The organism is Mycobacterium simiae, assembly GCF_008370645.1.
Lineage (GTDB): Bacteria > Actinomycetota > Actinomycetes > Mycobacteriales > Mycobacteriaceae > Mycobacterium > Mycobacterium simiae_A.
Genome location: NZ_VTZN01000057.1, coordinates 1 through 15,798 on the forward strand (window position 1 = coordinate 1; position 15,798 = coordinate 15,798).

The 15,798-nt window shown below is 62.5% G+C and carries 13 protein-coding genes, 1 tRNA gene and 3 pseudogenes; 8 read left to right on the forward strand and 9 right to left on the reverse strand.

Annotated elements, in window-relative coordinates; genetic code table 11:
- The coding region (locus tag F0Q45_RS11345) for a PE family protein (RefSeq protein WP_149654050.1) at positions 1-1,029 on the reverse strand (1,029 nt) is incomplete at its 3' end.
- Between the two features lie 370 nt (positions 1,030-1,399).
- Here F0Q45_RS11345 and F0Q45_RS11350 point away from each other — a divergent pair.
- From F0Q45_RS11350 to F0Q45_RS11355, 3 genes are read left to right on the forward strand one after another with little or no spacing between them, the layout of a single operon-like run.
- Positions 1,400-2,572 (forward strand): CaiB/BaiF CoA transferase family protein, encoded by a 1,173-nt coding sequence (locus tag F0Q45_RS11350; protein ID WP_149654051.1) that lies wholly within the window; start codon positions 1,400-1,402, stop codon positions 2,570-2,572.
- Between the two features lie 12 nt (positions 2,573-2,584).
- On the forward strand, positions 2,585-2,752 hold the full coding sequence (locus F0Q45_RS27635) for a hypothetical protein (protein WP_188112885.1): 168 nt from the start codon (positions 2,585-2,587) through the stop codon (positions 2,750-2,752).
- 11 nt (positions 2,753-2,763) lie between these two features.
- The gene (locus F0Q45_RS11355; protein WP_149654052.1) at positions 2,764-3,666 is read left to right on the forward strand and encodes a LysR family transcriptional regulator; all 903 of its coding nucleotides are present in this window, start codon (positions 2,764-2,766) and stop codon (positions 3,664-3,666) included.
- A gap of 189 nt (positions 3,667-3,855) precedes the next feature.
- Here the strand turns inward: F0Q45_RS11355 and F0Q45_RS29200 are convergent.
- Positions 3,856-4,122: pseudogene (locus F0Q45_RS29200) on the reverse strand (citrate/2-methylcitrate synthase); the annotation flags it as partial.
- Between the two features lie 136 nt (positions 4,123-4,258).
- Here F0Q45_RS29200 and F0Q45_RS11365 point away from each other — a divergent pair.
- On the forward strand, positions 4,259-4,696 hold the full coding sequence (locus F0Q45_RS11365; RefSeq protein ID WP_149654054.1) for a DUF4345 domain-containing protein: 438 nt from the start codon (positions 4,259-4,261) through the stop codon (positions 4,694-4,696).
- A 575-nt stretch (positions 4,697-5,271) separates the two neighbouring features.
- On the opposite strand, the pseudogene F0Q45_RS29205 reads toward F0Q45_RS11365, so the two are convergent.
- Positions 5,272-5,361 (reverse strand): annotated as a pseudogene (locus F0Q45_RS29205) (hypothetical protein); the annotation flags it as partial.
- A 682-nt stretch (positions 5,362-6,043) separates the two neighbouring features.
- Here F0Q45_RS29205 and F0Q45_RS11375 point away from each other — a divergent pair.
- The 3 genes from F0Q45_RS11375 to F0Q45_RS11385 are packed head-to-tail and all read left to right on the forward strand — an operon-like array spanning position 6,044 to position 7,692.
- Positions 6,044-6,985 carry a tyrosine-type recombinase/integrase gene (locus F0Q45_RS11375; RefSeq protein ID WP_262490955.1) on the forward strand — a complete coding sequence of 314 codons (942 nt, stop codon included), beginning with the start codon at positions 6,044-6,046 and terminating at the stop codon, positions 6,983-6,985.
- A gap of 36 nt (positions 6,986-7,021) precedes the next feature.
- On the forward strand, positions 7,022-7,363 hold the full coding sequence (locus tag F0Q45_RS11380; RefSeq protein WP_149654056.1) for a type II toxin-antitoxin system RelE/ParE family toxin: 342 nt from the start codon (positions 7,022-7,024) through the stop codon (positions 7,361-7,363).
- Positions 7,360-7,692, forward strand: a complete 333-nt coding sequence (locus tag F0Q45_RS11385) for a helix-turn-helix domain-containing protein (protein ID WP_149654057.1) — start codon at positions 7,360-7,362, stop codon at positions 7,690-7,692. The genes F0Q45_RS11380 and F0Q45_RS11385 overlap by 4 nt, the downstream gene beginning before the upstream one ends.
- Positions 7,693-7,794: 102 nt before the next feature.
- Here the strand turns inward: F0Q45_RS11385 and F0Q45_RS11390 are convergent, their stop codons facing one another.
- The 4 genes from F0Q45_RS11390 to F0Q45_RS11400 all read right to left on the reverse strand — a co-directional run bounded on the left by F0Q45_RS11390 (position 7,795) and on the right by F0Q45_RS11400 (position 10,261).
- Entirely contained in the window at positions 7,795-9,534 is a 1,740-nt protein-coding gene (locus tag F0Q45_RS11390; protein WP_149654058.1) for a DUF2326 domain-containing protein, read from the reverse strand.
- Positions 9,531-9,761 (reverse strand): ABC-three component system middle component 6, encoded by a 231-nt coding sequence (locus F0Q45_RS30175; RefSeq protein WP_373424958.1) that lies wholly within the window; start codon positions 9,759-9,761, stop codon positions 9,531-9,533. The genes F0Q45_RS11390 and F0Q45_RS30175 overlap by 4 nt, the downstream gene beginning before the upstream one ends.
- Positions 9,758-9,985 carry a hypothetical protein gene (locus F0Q45_RS11395; protein ID WP_149654059.1) on the reverse strand — a complete coding sequence of 76 codons (228 nt, stop codon included), beginning with the start codon at positions 9,983-9,985 and terminating at the stop codon, positions 9,758-9,760. The genes F0Q45_RS30175 and F0Q45_RS11395 overlap by 4 nt, the downstream gene beginning before the upstream one ends.
- Before the next feature lie 202 nt (positions 9,986-10,187).
- Positions 10,188-10,261 (reverse strand) — tRNA-Met (locus F0Q45_RS11400).
- A 163-nt stretch (positions 10,262-10,424) separates the two neighbouring features.
- Between F0Q45_RS11400 and F0Q45_RS11405 the strand changes: the two are divergent.
- Positions 10,425-11,626 (forward strand): annotated as a pseudogene (locus tag F0Q45_RS11405) (RtcB family protein).
- 14 nt (positions 11,627-11,640) lie between these two features.
- Here F0Q45_RS11405 and F0Q45_RS11410 read toward each other — a convergent pair.
- Both F0Q45_RS11410 and F0Q45_RS11415 read right to left on the reverse strand, forming a co-directional pair.
- Entirely contained in the window at positions 11,641-14,619 is a 2,979-nt protein-coding gene (locus F0Q45_RS11410; protein WP_149654060.1) for a UPF0182 family protein, read from the reverse strand.
- Between the two features lie 74 nt (positions 14,620-14,693).
- The gene (locus F0Q45_RS11415) at positions 14,694-15,716 is read right to left on the reverse strand and encodes a YlbL family protein (RefSeq protein ID WP_149654061.1); all 1,023 of its coding nucleotides are present in this window, start codon (positions 15,714-15,716) and stop codon (positions 14,694-14,696) included.
- Between the last annotated feature and the right edge of the window lie 82 nt (positions 15,717-15,798).

Consider the following 15,798-nt stretch of genomic DNA (forward strand, 5'->3'; position numbering starts at 1 on the left):
CCCGCCCGCTCCGCCGTTGCCGACCAACCCCGCGCGCCCGCCAGCTGCACCGTCCCCACCAGTGCTGCCCCCGGTCCCACCTGACCCGCCCACTCCACCCGTGCCATAGACCATTCCGGCGTGCCCGCCAGGCCCGCCGGCCCCACCGTCAATGCGACCGGGGCCACCGTCACCACCGCTGCCGCCGGCACCATAAAGCAGCCTGGCATGACCTCCGGCACCTCCGGCCCCACCGATGCCGTCCACACCAAGACCGCCCGCGCCGCCGGCACCCCCGGCCGCGAACAGGCCACTAGCTCCGCCGCTTCCGCCAGCCCCACCGGTGCCGGTTACCCCAAGCCCGCCGATACCGCCGGCACCGCCGCCGCCGAACAACCCGGCGGATCCGCCGGCGCCGCCGGCCCCGCCGTCGATCTGTCCACTGCCGCCACCCCCACCGGCACCGCCGTTGCCGAATAGTCCGCCGGGGCCACCAGCTCCGCCAGCCCCGCCGCTGCCCGTTGTGGAGGCGCCACCGGCGCCACCGGCTCCGCCTCGGCCCAGTAAACCGGCGGCCGCGCCGTGACCACCGCTTTGTCCGCTTGCCCCGGAACCGCCATTGCCGCCGTTACCCACTAGCAGCCCACCGGGTTGGCCATCGGCACCGGTCCCGGGTAGCCCATCGGCGCCATCCCCGATTAGCGGGCGACCCAACAGTGCCTGCGATGGAGCGTTGATCGCCCCGAGCAAGTCCTGCGACGACGCGGCATTGCCGGCCTCGGCGCTGCCGTATGCTCGCGCCCCCGCGCCGATTGCTTGCACGAACTGGTCGTAGGACAGCGCCACTAGTTTGCTGATTGCCTGATACTGCTGGGCATGGGTGCCAAACAACGCTGCCATTGCCGTCGACACCTCATCGGCGGCCGCTGCCAGGATGCCCTCCGTCGGGATGGCTGCAATCGCGTTGGCGTCGTTGATCCTCAAACCAACCTCGGCCAACTCTGCCGCCGCTGCGGCCACCAGTTGCGGCGTCACGTTCACAAACGACATAGACTTTCCTACCGCCACGCATACGTGACCATGGGACCGCCGCACACGTGCACGGGACCTTTGTCGTCGACGATAACGACGCGTCGGCGAGCCAAATCATTGAGTGATCTTGGTCACTGCGTCCAGACTATTCAGTCTTCCGTGAGGCGTCTAGCAAAAGGTTACGAACAAACCATTGCACCTAGCGCAAAAGACTGTGACAAATCTCGGGCCCCGACCGTTTCGCTTGATGCAAGGCTAGTTACGAAACCTTCTGCTAGACGCCCATTATTGCCGTCGCCTAGCGTTGTCCGCGACAGAATGGAGCACGGAAAATGAGACGCGCGAACGTCAGCTGGGTGGCCCATGCCGTGTTGCGGCCGAGCCCGCGATGAATCCGGTTGCTTCGCCCCTTTCGTCGCTATTGGTGGCCGATTTCTCCCGAGTACTGGCCGGGCCGTTTTGCACGATGACTCTCGGTGATCTGGGTGCCGACGTAGTGAAAGTCGAACGGCCGGGTGGCGACGACACTAGAGCGTGGGGACCTCCGTTCCTCGACGGACACAGTGCCTACTACCTCGGCGTCAATCGCAACAAACGTAGCATCGTGCTCGACCTGCACGACGCCGATGACCTGCGGGCGGCCCGAACGCTGGCCACCAGCGCCGACGTGGTGGTGGAAAATTTCCGGCCGGGCACCATGGCGCGGTTCGGTCTGGATGAGCCCACGATTCGTCTGGCCAATCCCGCAGTGGTGTATTGCAGCATTACCGCGTTCGGGACCGCCGGGGGGCGTGACCTAGCCGGTTATGACTTGCTGGTCCAAGCACTTGGGGGGCTGATGAGCGTGACCGGCCCGGATCCTGACCACCCAACCAAGGTGGGGGTGGCTGTGGTCGATGTGCTGGCGGGTCTGTTCGCCACCATCGGCATCATGTCGGCGCTTCGGGAACGAGACCGGTCCGGGCGGGGTCAGCATGTCGAGATCGACCTGATGTCGGCGCTATTGTCCAGTCTGGCCAACCAGTCCGCCAATTATGTTTTGACGCAGCAGGTTCCACGCGCGATGGGTAATGGACATCCCAGCATCGCCCCCTACAGCACGTTCGCGACCGGTGACGGAATGATCGTGCTGGCGGTTGGCAACGACAAGCAGTTCGGTGCACTCTGCGAGGTCCTGGGCATTGGCGAGCTCGGGCAGGATGAGCGCTTCCTCACCAATGACCTGCGGGTGCGCAATCGAATGTCGTTGCACGAGAAGCTGGAACGTGCGCTGGCCGCACACCCGGCTCAGTATTGGACGACGGTCCTGAGTTCTGCAGGTGTTCCCGCCGGTGCGGTCAACGATATCGCCGAGGCCTTCGCATACGCCGAACGGCTAGGGCTGCAGCCGATCCGCCACACTGAAGACGGCGACGACCGGCTGGGGACCCAAGTGGCCAGCCCGATCAATCTGTCCGCTACCCCGGTGAGCTACCGCACCCGGGCACCACGGCTGGGCGAACACACCACCAACATCCGCGCATGGCTTGCCAACCTCGAAGCAGAGCGCCAAACCGCCTGAAACGAGGCCCGAATGACAATCGCCACACGCGCCGCTCAAACGCACGACGACTTCTTGGCGATCAGCAACAGCTTGTCCGACCGGGAGCGCCTGCTCGCACTGTGCGCCGACATGCTGAACATCCACGACGCAATAGGAAGTAGAACGATTTACACAAATTCTTGCCGTTGGCGTAACTAATATCCTTGCTTGTGGAGCTTTATCAGTTACGTTACTTCCAAACGGTCGCCGAGGTCGGCACGCTGCGTGACGCAGCGGAAAAGCTGTCGGTGTCGCAGTCGGCGGTCAGCCGGGCCATCGCCATGCTCGAATCCGAGATCGGGGTGGAGTTGTTCACCCGGCGCGGCCGGGCCAACGAACTCAACCGGTTCGGCCAAGAGTTCATGCGGACGAGTCTGGCGGCTCAACGCAGCCTGGATACCGCCGTCGCCGGCGTGCAACAGCTCGCCGGCGTCGACGCCGGCACGGTAGCCCTGGGTTTTTTGGTGTCGTTGGGAGTGGCCACGGTGCCGCGGCTGATCCGCCGTCATCACGACCGCCATCCGGCGGCGCGATTTGAGCTGCGCCAGTGCGCCGGGCCCGCGTTGGTCAACGATCTGACTACCGGTGTCATCGACGTCTGCCTGAGCTACCCCATGGCCTTTGATGATTCGCCCGGGGTCAAGTGGCGCAAGCTGTTCACTCAGAAGCTCTACGCCGTCGTCGACCGGAACCACCCGCTGGCGCATCGCGAGGTCATCGGGTTTGAAGAATTGGCCGGCCAACCATTCGTGGCCTTGGACCGGAATCACACGTTGCGGCGGATCTTCGACGACGCCTGCGCTCGTCACCGCGTCACGCCCACCATCGCTTTTGAGGGCACCGACATCACCACCCTGCGCGGGCTGATCGGTGCCCGGTTGGGGGTGGGGGTGTTGCCCAAGGCGGCCACTCCGCCGCCGGACATCGTCGAGATCGCGGTCGACGACCAACAACTGGTTCGCCCCATCGCGGTCGGCTGGATGAGCAACCGATACCTACCACCGTCGGCCGCGGCGTTCCGCGACACCGCAGTAGAGTTGTGCGGACTGCCTGAACAGGATTTTCTCGCGTAGACGAGCGTTCGAACCCGTGGGCGTGCCTACCGTGGCAAGCGGGACACCAGAGCTACCGCGCTCGACGTTGTCCAATAACCACCCGCCGTCGCGGCCGCCTGGCCCGGTAGCCATGGCGCCGTCGGCGCTGTCGCCGAAGCGTCCACGCCTGGCGGTGGCCCTCGACAACGGCGATCGGCGGGTTATCACGAGCGGGCGTTGCAGCGGTCCGGCGTACTCGCTCAGCGGACGAATCAATGCATTGGCCGCGGTCTGCTCCATGATGTGCGCGGTCCAGCCGGTGATCCGGCTCATCACGAATAGCGTTGTGAAGCAACCGATGTCGAAGCCCATTAGGTGATAGGCGGGTCCGGTCGGAAGATCCAGGTTCGGCTTGATCCCGGTAGCTGTTGCCATATCCCGCTCCAGGACGTGGCAAATCTCGAGCCACCGGTGACCATTGCGGGCGGCTGCCACCCGCATTCGGCTGAAGTCGCTGACGCCTAATAGTTGAATTTGTGGGCTGAACTGAGGTTTCGGATTTTCGCGGGTGGTGGTGGCTAGGCGGTGATAGTCAGCGGGATGGCGGACCATGTCCACAAAACTCCGGCTTATGATCCTACCGGCAGGTCGGGCGCGGACGAGCTGCGTCCAGCTCGATATCGTTCCTGAGTGGTTGGAGATCGCCGTGGCAGTAACCGTCAGCGCCATCATCGCGGTGTTCTTTCTCGGCATGGGCGGCTACGCGCTTGTTGCCCCGGACGCGATCTTGCGACCATTTGCCATCAAACTAACGAAAGCGCAGTCTCGGTCCGAAGTACGCGCGGTGTACGGCGGATTCGGCCTGGCGATGGCAGCAATCCTGGCATTCGCCGCCGTCGATCCCGGATTACGGGTCGGAATCATGATCACCGTGGGGGTGGCACTGGCCGGGATGGCGTTCGGCCGGTTGCTCTCTGCCGTAGTTGATAAGCGAACGCCATTCTACCCCAATTGGTTCTACTTTCTGGTAGAAGCCGTCGCCGCTGCGGCGCTTATAGCCACGGCGTAATGCCTACTGTCCGCACATCTTCGGGCCCCGGACTGGTCGACGAGCAGACACAGACTCGCATCACCAGGGCAATGTTTCTGCGATTCTGCGTCTACTCACGCTTACAGCATGCTGGAAGCAGGACCTCGATGACGGCCTAGTTTGGGCTGCCAATCTTGGCCGAATCTGATTCGGTAGGATGCCCGAGCTGTTCTTTGTGGAATGCGGGGCGGTGCTGCGCCGATGGGACCTGAACCGCATCCTGACACGCGCATAGATCGATCAGGCCATCGATGCGCTGATGGGTTGGCCGCTGCGCGTCACTCAGATGCGTGGGTTGTTCGCAGACGCATAGCGACTACGAGCAAACGTCACCTTCGCCGACGCCGTATACGTGGCGCTCGCTGCGCACCTCGGCGCCGACCTCACAGCCAAAGTGGCACCCGCAAGCACTTCAGCTCTGGTCTGAAATGAAATGAGCACACGCCGGCCGGTCAGGTATTCGCGCCAACCAGCAACACGCGAATCATTGTTAGCCCGGCGTAGGCCCATCAGGCTGAAGACGTCGGTATCGACCACCGCCGCCGCTATATGGTTCACGAACGCGCCGCCTCAAGAAACGCCTGGAATTCGTCGTCAGTAAGGTCGATCCCGCCGTCGATGTCTGGTCCGGGGGCGCTGGCCAGGATCTCGTCCAACGTCGTGACGCTGCGGTCGATGTGCTCGGCTGCCGGATCGTCAACACGCGAGATGCTGGCATTGTCCAGCACGACGAGCCGACCCGATTCATGCAGCACGGCCTCACCCCGAGCAACCACCCACTGGCCAACGAGTTGCGCTGCGGTGGTATCGCTTTGGACATGCTTGAGGTCCACGGTTTGATCGACGTCGTCGCGGACGCGAAACTCGTGTGACCGTAAATCAACTTTTTCGAGTCGGCCGGTGGCAGTCATGATGCCTCCCGGGTGAATGCGTATGGGTGTCCACGTTTCGGCGTGCACCGCCAACGAGACAATCCGCACGTCGGGCTGCGAAGGCGAGCGCAGAACTACGGTGGGCGCTGCGGCTCGAATAGCGTTGACCAACTTGCCGGCACTCTCCGCGATGAGATCGGTCGCCCAATCTAGGCAACGGTCCTCGCCCATAGCCTGCATAATTTCCCAGAATCGGACCTCCTTAGTCCCTGCTCCGGCGAGTCGTCACCGCGGCATAGCGCACGACGTCCAGAACAATTCTGCCCGCACCAGCGGGGACGCTCTCCCCCATGATCGCAACTACGTCTGTCATATCAACTGCTCATATCAACTGCTGAAGCTCCACGCCAAGCTGCTCACCGAGGGCCGCGTCAAGCGTGACAACGACTCCGTGATGTATGCCTACTGGTCAGAACACAACGCCGCCGGTTCCCCACCCACACCACGACAGCTGTCGGAGGCATGCGGCACAACAATCCATGCGGCCCGTACCGCGCTACGACGCTATCGGGTAGGCATGGTGCCTAAACCGGTTTCGCCCGGGTTGGCACCGAAGACCGTCCGTAACGTCCACGCCTTCCTGCACCGAGCACTCGTCGACGCAGTGGCCTGGAAATACCTGACGGACAACCCCGCGAGCAACGTCAAACCACCGCGGCGGCACCGCACTCGCAGGACGGTCTGGAAGCCCGAGGAAATCCGGACGTTCCTCAAATCGATCCGCGACGATCGATTCGCGGCGCTGTTCCTGCTGGAACTCACGAAGGGCATTCGTCGCGGCCAGGTGTGTGGCCTCAAGTGGTCGGACGTCGACCTGGACGCCGGTCTGATCACGGTGCACGACAATCGCGTGGTGGTTGGCGGCCGCGCAGTCGACAACGCAGGCGGCAAGACCCGCAACGCCGATCAGACAATCTCCATTGAACGGAGCACCGTGGCGGCGCTTCGCCCTTGGCGCGAGCTCCAAGACAGCGAGCGCGAATTCTTCGGCGACGCCTACCACCCCGGCGGCTACCTGTTCACCTATCAGGACGGCCGGCCGCCGCACCCTGACACGATAAGGCAGCGCTTCGACCGCCTTGCGGCCGCAGCGGGCCTGTCACGCATCACTTTTCATGACCTGCGTCACTCCTATGCGACCGGCGCGCTGCGAGCAGGCATCAGCCCGAAGGTGATTAGCGAACGGATTGCCACGCGAACGTCGGGTTCTTCCTGGAGACCTACGCCCACGTGCTGGGCAACGACGACCGCGAAGCAGCGGAAAAAGCTGCTGAGTTCCTACTCGGGGACGCCTGGGACGACGAAGCTGGCTCGGCGTGACTCCTCGTCACCCTGAAAAGTTGTAGATAACCCTGAGGTTATATTAGTGTCGATGTCCTGGGAAGTGATTCTGCTGGAGGAGGTAGAGCGCTGGTACTTCACGCTCGACGAGGGCGCGATGACGGCGGTAACTGGCGCCATCGACCTGCTAGAGCTGGAAGGACCAACCCTTGGCCGGCCGACGGCGGACAAGGTCAACGGATCGAAGTTCCACAGCATGAAGGAGCTGCGGCCAGCCGCCACGAGCATCCGGATCTTATTCATCTTCGATCCGGAACGGCGGGCGATCCTGCTGCTCGGCGGCGATAAGGCTGGCAGCTGGAAAAGCTGGTACGACGAGAACATTCCGGTCGCCGACCAGCGCTACGAGGAGTGGCTTGCAGGAGGTGAATAACGATGGCACGCAGCTGGCGTGAGATTCGCGCCGAGGCAGTTGCTCAGGGCCGCGTTGACCCGACGCGCGCCGATGCCGCGCGCAGGGAGATGCACGACGCTGTCCAGGCTCAGCGCCTTGCCGACATTCGCAAGGCACATGGTCATGCTCGTCAGGCCGACGTCGCGACACTCATGGGCGTCTCCCAGGCGAGGGTGTCGAAGCTGGAGAGTGGCGACCTGTCGCACACAGAGCTCGGTACCTTGCAGGCGTATGTGGCCGCTCTGGGCGGGCGACTGCGCATTGTTGCGGACTTTCGCGAAGGCAGCGTGGAGCTTACAGAAGCCTGAAACGTGATCTCCAGCTTGAGGACTTGAGGGCTTCGAGATAGAGAGTCGACGTCAACTCCTCCTCACGACAATGGGGAGCAAAGCAAAATTCAGCCGTGCGCTTTAGACGCGCACGCCGAGCAGCCCACCTGACTCTTCGGCGTCAGTCAAGCGGATTACAAGATTCGCGTCGATATCGAGGCCGACTCTATCCATCTCTTCAGGAGTCAGATCGTCAGAGTTGGCAGTCAGGAAGTACTGAAAGCCGAACTTCTCCGCGCTCTCGGCCGCCAACGCCATCGCCGACGCAGTCTGACGCTCGTCCACACCATCGAAGAGAACGCTGTCGTGGGCGAGAAAGCCACAACCCGATTTGCGAGCGGCCCAAGCTTCAGTTATCGCCAGATCGTACGCAAAAATGCCGACTTTTCCTGTGCCAGTTGAGCCTTCGCGAGGAACTTTAACTGTGAACCGATAGCCTGCATCACCTACATCGACGAGAAGAAACGCTTCGTTGCCGTACAACGTCTCGAAGGCCTCAGAGAACCTACTTAGGACTCGTTCGTAGCTTGTCTGACGTTCTTCCAGATCAATCTCGACTCGTTCGGCAAGCTCAAGTGCCTCTGCCTTTACGGCTGACTTGCCGCGCCGAATGTCCTGTATGTTCTCGATTCGTGTAGTGAGCTCAGCCGCAGATGCCGAAAGCGCACCGAGCCGCTTTTGCATCTCTGCGTAATCCTCAAGTGCGCCATGGGACTCAAGCATTCGAAGGTCACTACGTCGACGTTGCTCTAAGGTCTGCAGTTGCTGATTGCGACGGTCTTGGACGCTGTTGAGTCGCCTGATCTCGGACTCAAGATAGTGCCGGCGGTTCTTCGTAACCGAAGCGTGAAAGTCTCGCGTTTGCTTGAGCGGGCTGCGCAAGCCATCAGGAAACACAACTCCCACTTCATTGAACAGTGTCTCGACCCTCGTTTGATCCGCCTCGGTGAATTCCACCGAGGCCTGTTCGAGGTATAGATCGATTTCTCTTGCAGTGATGAGGATTTGATTCGAGAGATTTCGCATCTCGGCTGCGGCGTCGTTCGCTCGAGCCTCCACCTCCCGATACTCGGGTAGGACGCGAAACTCGCGGACGTCTCCGTCAAGCCTGTGCAGTTGGCTCGTTTCACGAGCCCTGCGCGCCTGCAACTCGGCTAGCTCCTGGCCGAGCTCCTCGACATCTGCGCCGGATAGTGCCTTCAGGGCCTTTTCACGGTCTTTCAAGCGTTGCCATTCGACCGCGTACTCCCAATTCAGGCCAAGCAGAAAGGCGTTCTCAGCCCGTACTTGCACAGGTGGCTGACTTCCGAATGTGTTGAAAGGGCTGTTGTAGGCCTCGTCACGAAACCTGAGAAAGTGCCGCATAAGACTGCGGAATGTCGGCGCGTTCTGCACTCGGTCTGCGCGCAACGGCAGGCCAAAGCTCTGGACACCGAGCCCATCTGACCACTCGCCTGAACCTAGCACCGCCGTATCGACATCAGGCTTCTCCGTCAATCCGAGCGTGTAGATACCAGCGCCCGTTATATCGACCTCTGAAGTATCGATGCCACGGGTGATGGTTAGAGCATGGCCCGTCAACTGGACATCCAGGGTGAACAGCCAGTCGCCACCACGGAGCTTGTACAGACTGTCACCCTCTACAACGCGGCCGCCCAGGCAGTAGTCGATGATTTGCAGGAGCGTCGTCTTGCCCACGCCATGTCGCGAGTCTGTCGCAGATGACTTCTCGGTGCGGTCCGCGAGAACCAAGTTCAGTCCTGCCTTGAAGTTGACAGGCTTGAAGGACTCTTTGCTGCTGGACAGACGGATGAGCTTCATGAGCGCCACCGAAGTATGCCGCGACGGAAGTCCACCGCACCGAGCGCGTGAAGAACAGTAAGGGAATCTACGAAGCTCGCGAAGGATAGATCCTCGCCCTCAGATCGGGCACGAGCCCACAGATCGCTGACTGTCTGGGTCTCGCGGCGGCAATCCAGGATCGCTGCCGCCTGACCGATGAACGACATGCTGAGCGGGACGTACTTGGAGGGCAACAGGTCAGTCACGGCGCCTCGAATACATCACAGATCTCGAAGAGATGGCTCAACACCGCCAGCGCAGCGGCTTCATAATCCCAGCGTAATGCAACGTCAGAACCGGGGGGAGGATCCGGTGTGGCGGCCTCGACCAGCTGGAGGAACAGCGAGTCCCGATAGCGGAGGCGGTACACGCCCGCCGGCGTCAGAATCGAGTTCCGCCCGCGGTGCAGCTGGATGACCGCCAGCGACAACGTGCATCATCCAATGACACCTAATGGCCTCAGCACCTAGCGCCGCCGGCACGACGTCGTGAGCGACACCTTCCACTCGCCAGGGCTACCTAACGTCCCAAGCCGTTCCCAAGAACCGTTAGCACTGCTAATGTTCCCAAAAGTGTTCCCAACCGGCATGAAAATGGCCCCCAGGCTTGCGCCTGAGGGCCACTTCCGCTAGTAGCGGGGACAGGATTCGAACCTGCGACCTCTGGGTTATGAGCCCAGCGAGCTACCGAGCTGCTCCACCCCGCGTTGGTAAACGCAAGGTTACCCAACCCGTGCGGACGTTCCAAATCGCGTGCTCGCTAGCCCGGGCTAGCGTTGAGACACCGGTCGGAAAATCCGTTGCGCCCGCCACGCCACTACGAATAACGTCCCACCAGCCACCGCAAGACCCACGCTTCAGGAGACCGCCATGCCCGAACACCTCGGGCCCAAGCTGCTCAACTTCGCCACCGACATCGCCGCCAACACCGTCGAGCAAGCCAAGGTCACCGCCGCCATGCCGTTCGTGCACCCGCACGTCTCGCTGATGCCAGATGCGCACCTGGGCAAGGGCTCGGCCGTCGGCACGGTCATCCCCACCAGGGGTGCGGTGATCCCGGCCGCGGTTGGCGTCGACATCGGGTGCGGCATGGTCGCGGCCAAGACCCGGTTCACCGAGCAGGATCTGTCAGACCGGTTCGGCGACTACCGCCCCAAGCTACCCGCGCTGCGGCAGCTGGTCGAGGACGCGATCCCGCTGTCGCCCGGCAACTACAACAAGAGCCTGCAGCAGTTCCCGTTCACCGCCCGCAAGCACAACGAGCTCCTGCAGCTGCAACAGGATCTCCACGTCGATCTGACGCACAGCCCAAAGTGGATGCAGCAGTTGGGTTCTCTGGGCGGCGGCAACCACTTCATCGAACTGTGTCTGGACACCGCCCACAATGTCTGGCTGTTCCTGCACAGCGGCTCCCGCGGCGTTGGCAACAAGATCGCCCAGCGGCACATCAAGATCGCCGTGGATCAGTGCAAGGGTGACCCGTCGATCAAGCTGCCGAACCGCGATCTGGCCTACCTTCAGGAGGGCACAGCAGAATTCGACTGCTACATAAGGGATTTGGAGTGGGCGCAGAGCTTCGCCTACCTCAACCGTGCCGAGATGATGGACCGGTTTATCCACGTTTTCGCGTCATGGTTCGGCGTGCAGGCACAGCGGGTGGAGACCGAGCGCATCAACACCCACCACAACTACACGATCCCGACGATCATCGACGGCGAAACCGTCTGGCTCACCCGCAAAGGCGCGATCGACGCCACCGAAGGCAAGGTAGGCATCATTCCCGGCTCCATGGGCACCAGCTCGTACATCGTGCGGGGCAAAGGCAACGCCGACGGCCTATGGTCGCGCCGCATGGCGCCGGCCGCCGGTTCAGCAGGACGAAGGCCAAGGAGCTGTTCACCGAGCAGGATCTGGCCGCCGCGATGGCGGGCATCGAGTACCGCCACGGCAAGGAGTGGATCGACGAGATTCCGCAGGCGTACAAAGACATTGACCAGGTCATGGTCGATGCCGAAGCGCTGGTCGAGGTGGTGACTTCGCTGCGGCAGATCATGAACGTGAAGGGGCAGTAAACGTTACGGCCCGGCTACCTAACGTTGTTGAACTTGGTAATCGCCTCGTCAAGCCGCTGCAACGCCGCCCCATACGCGGCGAAATCGCCCTTCTTCTGGGCATCCCGCGCCGCGCCGATCGCCGCTTGAATCTCTTGCATCGCAGCAGCTTTCGCCGGTGACAAGGTGACAGCCCCATCCGGAGGCGGTGGCACCGCCGTCGGCGGCGAGGTCCCTCCCGGCACATTGGCTGGCGGCGGGTTGGCCGTCGGATTGGCCGGCACCCCAACCTCGGTCGGTTGGATACCGGTCGCGGCGTCACCGGCCCCGGGTCCGAACAACCCGGTCAGCGCATCACGCACGGTGGGGCCGTAGCCAACCTTGTCGTTGTACATCATCGCCACCCGGATTAGGCGTGGATACGACGAAGCGGCATCGCTGGCTCCCGGCGAGGCATAGACGGGTTCGACGTAGAGCAACCCACCCTGTGCCACCGGCAACGTCAGCAGATTGCCCCATCGGATCCGGTTCTGGTTGTCACGCCCGATCACGCCCAGATCCTGGGATACCGCCGGGTCGGTGGTGATCGCGTTGTTGGCCAGCTTGGGACCGTTGACCTGACCCGGAATGGTCAACACCGTGATCCTGCCGTACGTCGCCGGATCGGAGCTGGCGCTGATGTAGGCGGCCAGATAGTCGCGCTTGAACCTGTTCATCGCGCTGATCAACTGGTATGACGCCGAATTGTCGTTCTTGGCAATGTTTTTCGCGACGATGTAGTACGGCGGTTGATAGCTGCTGGCGGTCGGGTTGGGGTCCAGCGGCACGTCCCAGAAGTCCGAGGTCGAAAAGAACGTCACCGGATCGTTGACGTGGTACTTCGCCAACAGCATGCGCTGCACCTTGAACAGGTCTTCCGGATAACGCAGATGCTCGGCCAGCTCGGGGGTGATATCGCTCTTGGGCTTGACCGTGCCCGGAAAAACCTGCATCCAGGCTCGCAGCACCGGATCCTGCTCGTCCTGCTGGTACAGCGTGACAGTGCCGTCGTAGGCGTCCACCGTGGCCTTCACCGAGTTGCGGATGTAGGACACCTTCTTGTCCGGCGCCAGCCGGTTGAACGCCACCTCGGTGGAGTCAGCCGTCGCCGACGACAACGACGTCAGCTCGGAGTACGGGTAGTTGTCCAGCGTGGTGTAGCCATCGATGATCCACAGCAGGCGCTTGTTGACAATAGCCGGGTAGACCGCGCTGTCCGTGGTGAGCCACGGCGCCACCGCCACCACCCGCTGCGCCGGGTCGCGGTTGAACAAGATTTTGCTGTTGGAACCAATCACGTTGGAAAACAGAAAGTTTCGCTCGGCAAACTTGGCGGCGAAGACGCTGCGGGACATCCAGCTGCCGATCGAGACCCCACCACTGCCGGTGTAGGTGTAGTTCTTGGTTTCGTTACTGGTCTCGTAGTCGTATTCGCGGTCCGCGCCAGTCTTTCCGACAATGGCGTAGTCGGCGGACGCATTGGCGATCACCGGCCCGAAGTAGATTCGCGGCTGGTCCAGCTGTGCCGGCCCGTCGGACACCACAGTCCCGTTGGCGCCGACGACGTTGACCAGAAACTCTGGGTAGCCGCCGTTCTGGTTCGGGTCGTTGGCGATACCCCGCACGGTGTTGGCCGGGGACGCGATGAACCCGTTGCCGTGGGTGTAGACGGTGTGGCGGTTGATCCAGTCCCGCTGGTTATCGATCAGCCGGTCGGGGTTCAGTTCACGTGCCGCGACGACGTAGTCTCGCAAATTGCCGTTGCGGTCGAGGTAGCGGTCGATCGACAACTGGTCGGGGAAGTAGTAGAAGTTCTTGCCCTGCTGGAACTGGGTGAACGCCGGGCTGACAATGGTGGGGTCGAGCAGCCGGATGTTCGACGTGGTGGCGCGGTCAGCCGCAACTTGCTGAGCGGTCGCCTGGCTGTCGCCGGTGTAGTTGCGATACGTCACCACGTCCGACGTCAGGCCATACGCTTGCCGAGTCGCAGTGATACTTCGGCTGATATATTCGCTTTCCTTCTGCGCGGCATTGGGTTTGACGCTGATCTGCTCGACGAGCATCGGCCAGGCGGCTCCGATGATCAACGAGGAGAGCAGCAGCAGAACCAGCCCGATGGCTGGAATCCGCAAGTCCCTAAAGGTGATCGCGGAGAACACCGCTGCGGCGCAGATGATCGCGATCGCCATCAGAATCAGCTTGGCCGGAAGAACGGCATTGATGTCGGTGTACCCGGCGCCGGTGAATGGCTTACCGCCGCGGCTGTGTGAGAGCAGCTCGTAGCGGTCGAACCAGTAGGCGACGGCCTTGAGCAGGACCAGCACCCCGACCAGGCTGACCAGTTGGATACGTGCTGAGCGGCTCAGCGCACCGCTGCGGCCCGACAGCCGGATGCCGCCGAAGAGGTAGTGCGCCACCAGGTTCGCCACCAACGCCAGGAACACAGCCACGAACAGGTAGCTAAGCAGCAGCCGATAGAAGGGCAACTCAAATGCGTAGAAGCCGAGGTCCTTGCCGAACTGCGGATCGCTGATCCCGAAGTCTCCGCCGTGCAGAAACAGCTGGATGCGCACCCAGTAGCTCTGCGCGACGATACCGGCCAACAGACCGATCGCCGCCGGGATGCCGATGGCCACCATCCGCAGCCGGCCCATAACGACGGCGCGATAGCGTGCCACAGGGTCGTTGTCGTTGCTCGGCACGAAAACCGGGCGGGTGCGGTAGGGCAAGGCCAGCCCTGCGAACACGATCCCGCCGACCAGCACCCCGGCCACCAGGAAGACCACGATGCGGGTAACCAGCACGGTGGTGAACACCGAGCGATAGCCGAGCTCACCGAACCACAGCCAGTCGACGTAGGCGTCAATAAAGCGCGGGCCGGCGAGCAGCACCGCGATCACACCCAACGCGACCAAGATCAGAATCCGGCTACGCCGAGTCAACTTCGGCATCCGTGCGGTGGGCCGCATCCCCACTAGCTACGCTCCCTGCTCGGTTTGGCTGCTAGAGATTTTGTCTAGACGGTCACAACTCTACGCATCCCGAGGCCTTAGCAACTGGGCGTCGCCGCTCCCGACGCCATCGCGTGCAACGCATCCACCGCTTGGGTGAGCGTCTCGACCTTCACCAGCCGCAGTCCCCGCGGGGTGTCGGAGGCCGCCTCGTAGCAGTTTTTCTCGGGCACCAAGAACACCGTGGCGCCCGCGGCACGAGCCGCGGCCATCTTGTGCGTGATACCTCCAATGGGGCCCACCTTGCCGTCGACGCTGATGGTTCCGGTGCCCGCGACAAACGTCGACCCCACCAGATCACCGGTGGTGAGCTTGTCGACCACCGCGAGACTGAACATCAGCCCGGCCGACGGTCCGCCGACGTTGGCGAGGTTGAAGTCCACGACAAACGGCGCCCACGGCGCATCGAGCACTGCTACCCCCAGGAAACCGTAATCGCGATCTTTGTTGGTGCCGAGCGTGATTTCCGCGACGCCGGCCGGCTCATTCTTGCGGCGGAAGTCGATGGTCACCACCTGACCGGGCTTGGTGTTTTTCAGCAACGCGGTGAATTGCTCGACATTGGCCACCGGCGTACCGTTGACCGCATCAATGGCATCAGTGGCCTTCAACTTGCCCGCGGACGGACCGGAATCGCTGACCGAGGCGACCGTAACCGCCGCGGGATACTTCAGATAGCCCAGGGCCGCGTATTCCGCGCTGTCTTCGGAGTTTTTGAAATCGGCGTTGTTGGCCTTGTCGACCTCCTCGCGAGACTTACCGGGCGGGTAGACGAGGTCGCGCGGCACTAGCTGTTCTTGACCCGACAGCCACAGCGTGACGGCTTCACCCAAACTCAGGCCGTCGCGCTGGGACACCGTCGTCATGTTCAGGTGACCTGATGTCGGGTGGGTTTGGATTCCTTCGATGTCGACCACCTGTTTGCCGTCGACCTCGCCGAGCGTGTCGAACGTGGGCCCAGGACCCAACGATACAAACGGCACGGTCACCGCCGCCAGCAACACACCGAACACCACTATCGGCACCAGCGCGACCATCAAGGTCAAAATCCGCCTGTTCACGCCGCATACACTAGACCGACCCGCCCGAGCCCGGTTCAGCTGCGAGCGTGACGGCGGATAGCGCTTTCTGCTTGCTGGGTGG

Excerpts from the sequence above, each read along its gene's own strand:
- F0Q45_RS11365 (WP_149654054.1), top strand. The coding sequence starts at position 4,259 with ATGATCCTACCGGCAGGTCGGGCGCGGACGAGCTGCGTCCAGCTCGAT.
- F0Q45_RS11350 (WP_149654051.1), top strand. The coding sequence starts at position 1,400 with ATGAATCCGGTTGCTTCGCCCCTTTCGTCGCTATTGGTGGCCGATTTC.
- F0Q45_RS27635 (WP_188112885.1), top strand. The coding sequence starts at position 2,585 with ATGACAATCGCCACACGCGCCGCTCAAACGCACGACGACTTCTTGGCG.
- F0Q45_RS11390 (WP_149654058.1), bottom strand. The coding sequence starts at position 9,534 with ATGAAGCTCATCCGTCTGTCCAGCAGCAAAGAGTCCTTCAAGCCTGTC.
- F0Q45_RS11380 (WP_149654056.1), top strand. The coding sequence starts at position 7,022 with ATGTCCTGGGAAGTGATTCTGCTGGAGGAGGTAGAGCGCTGGTACTTC.
- F0Q45_RS11375 (WP_262490955.1), top strand. The coding sequence starts at position 6,044 with ATGTATGCCTACTGGTCAGAACACAACGCCGCCGGTTCCCCACCCACA.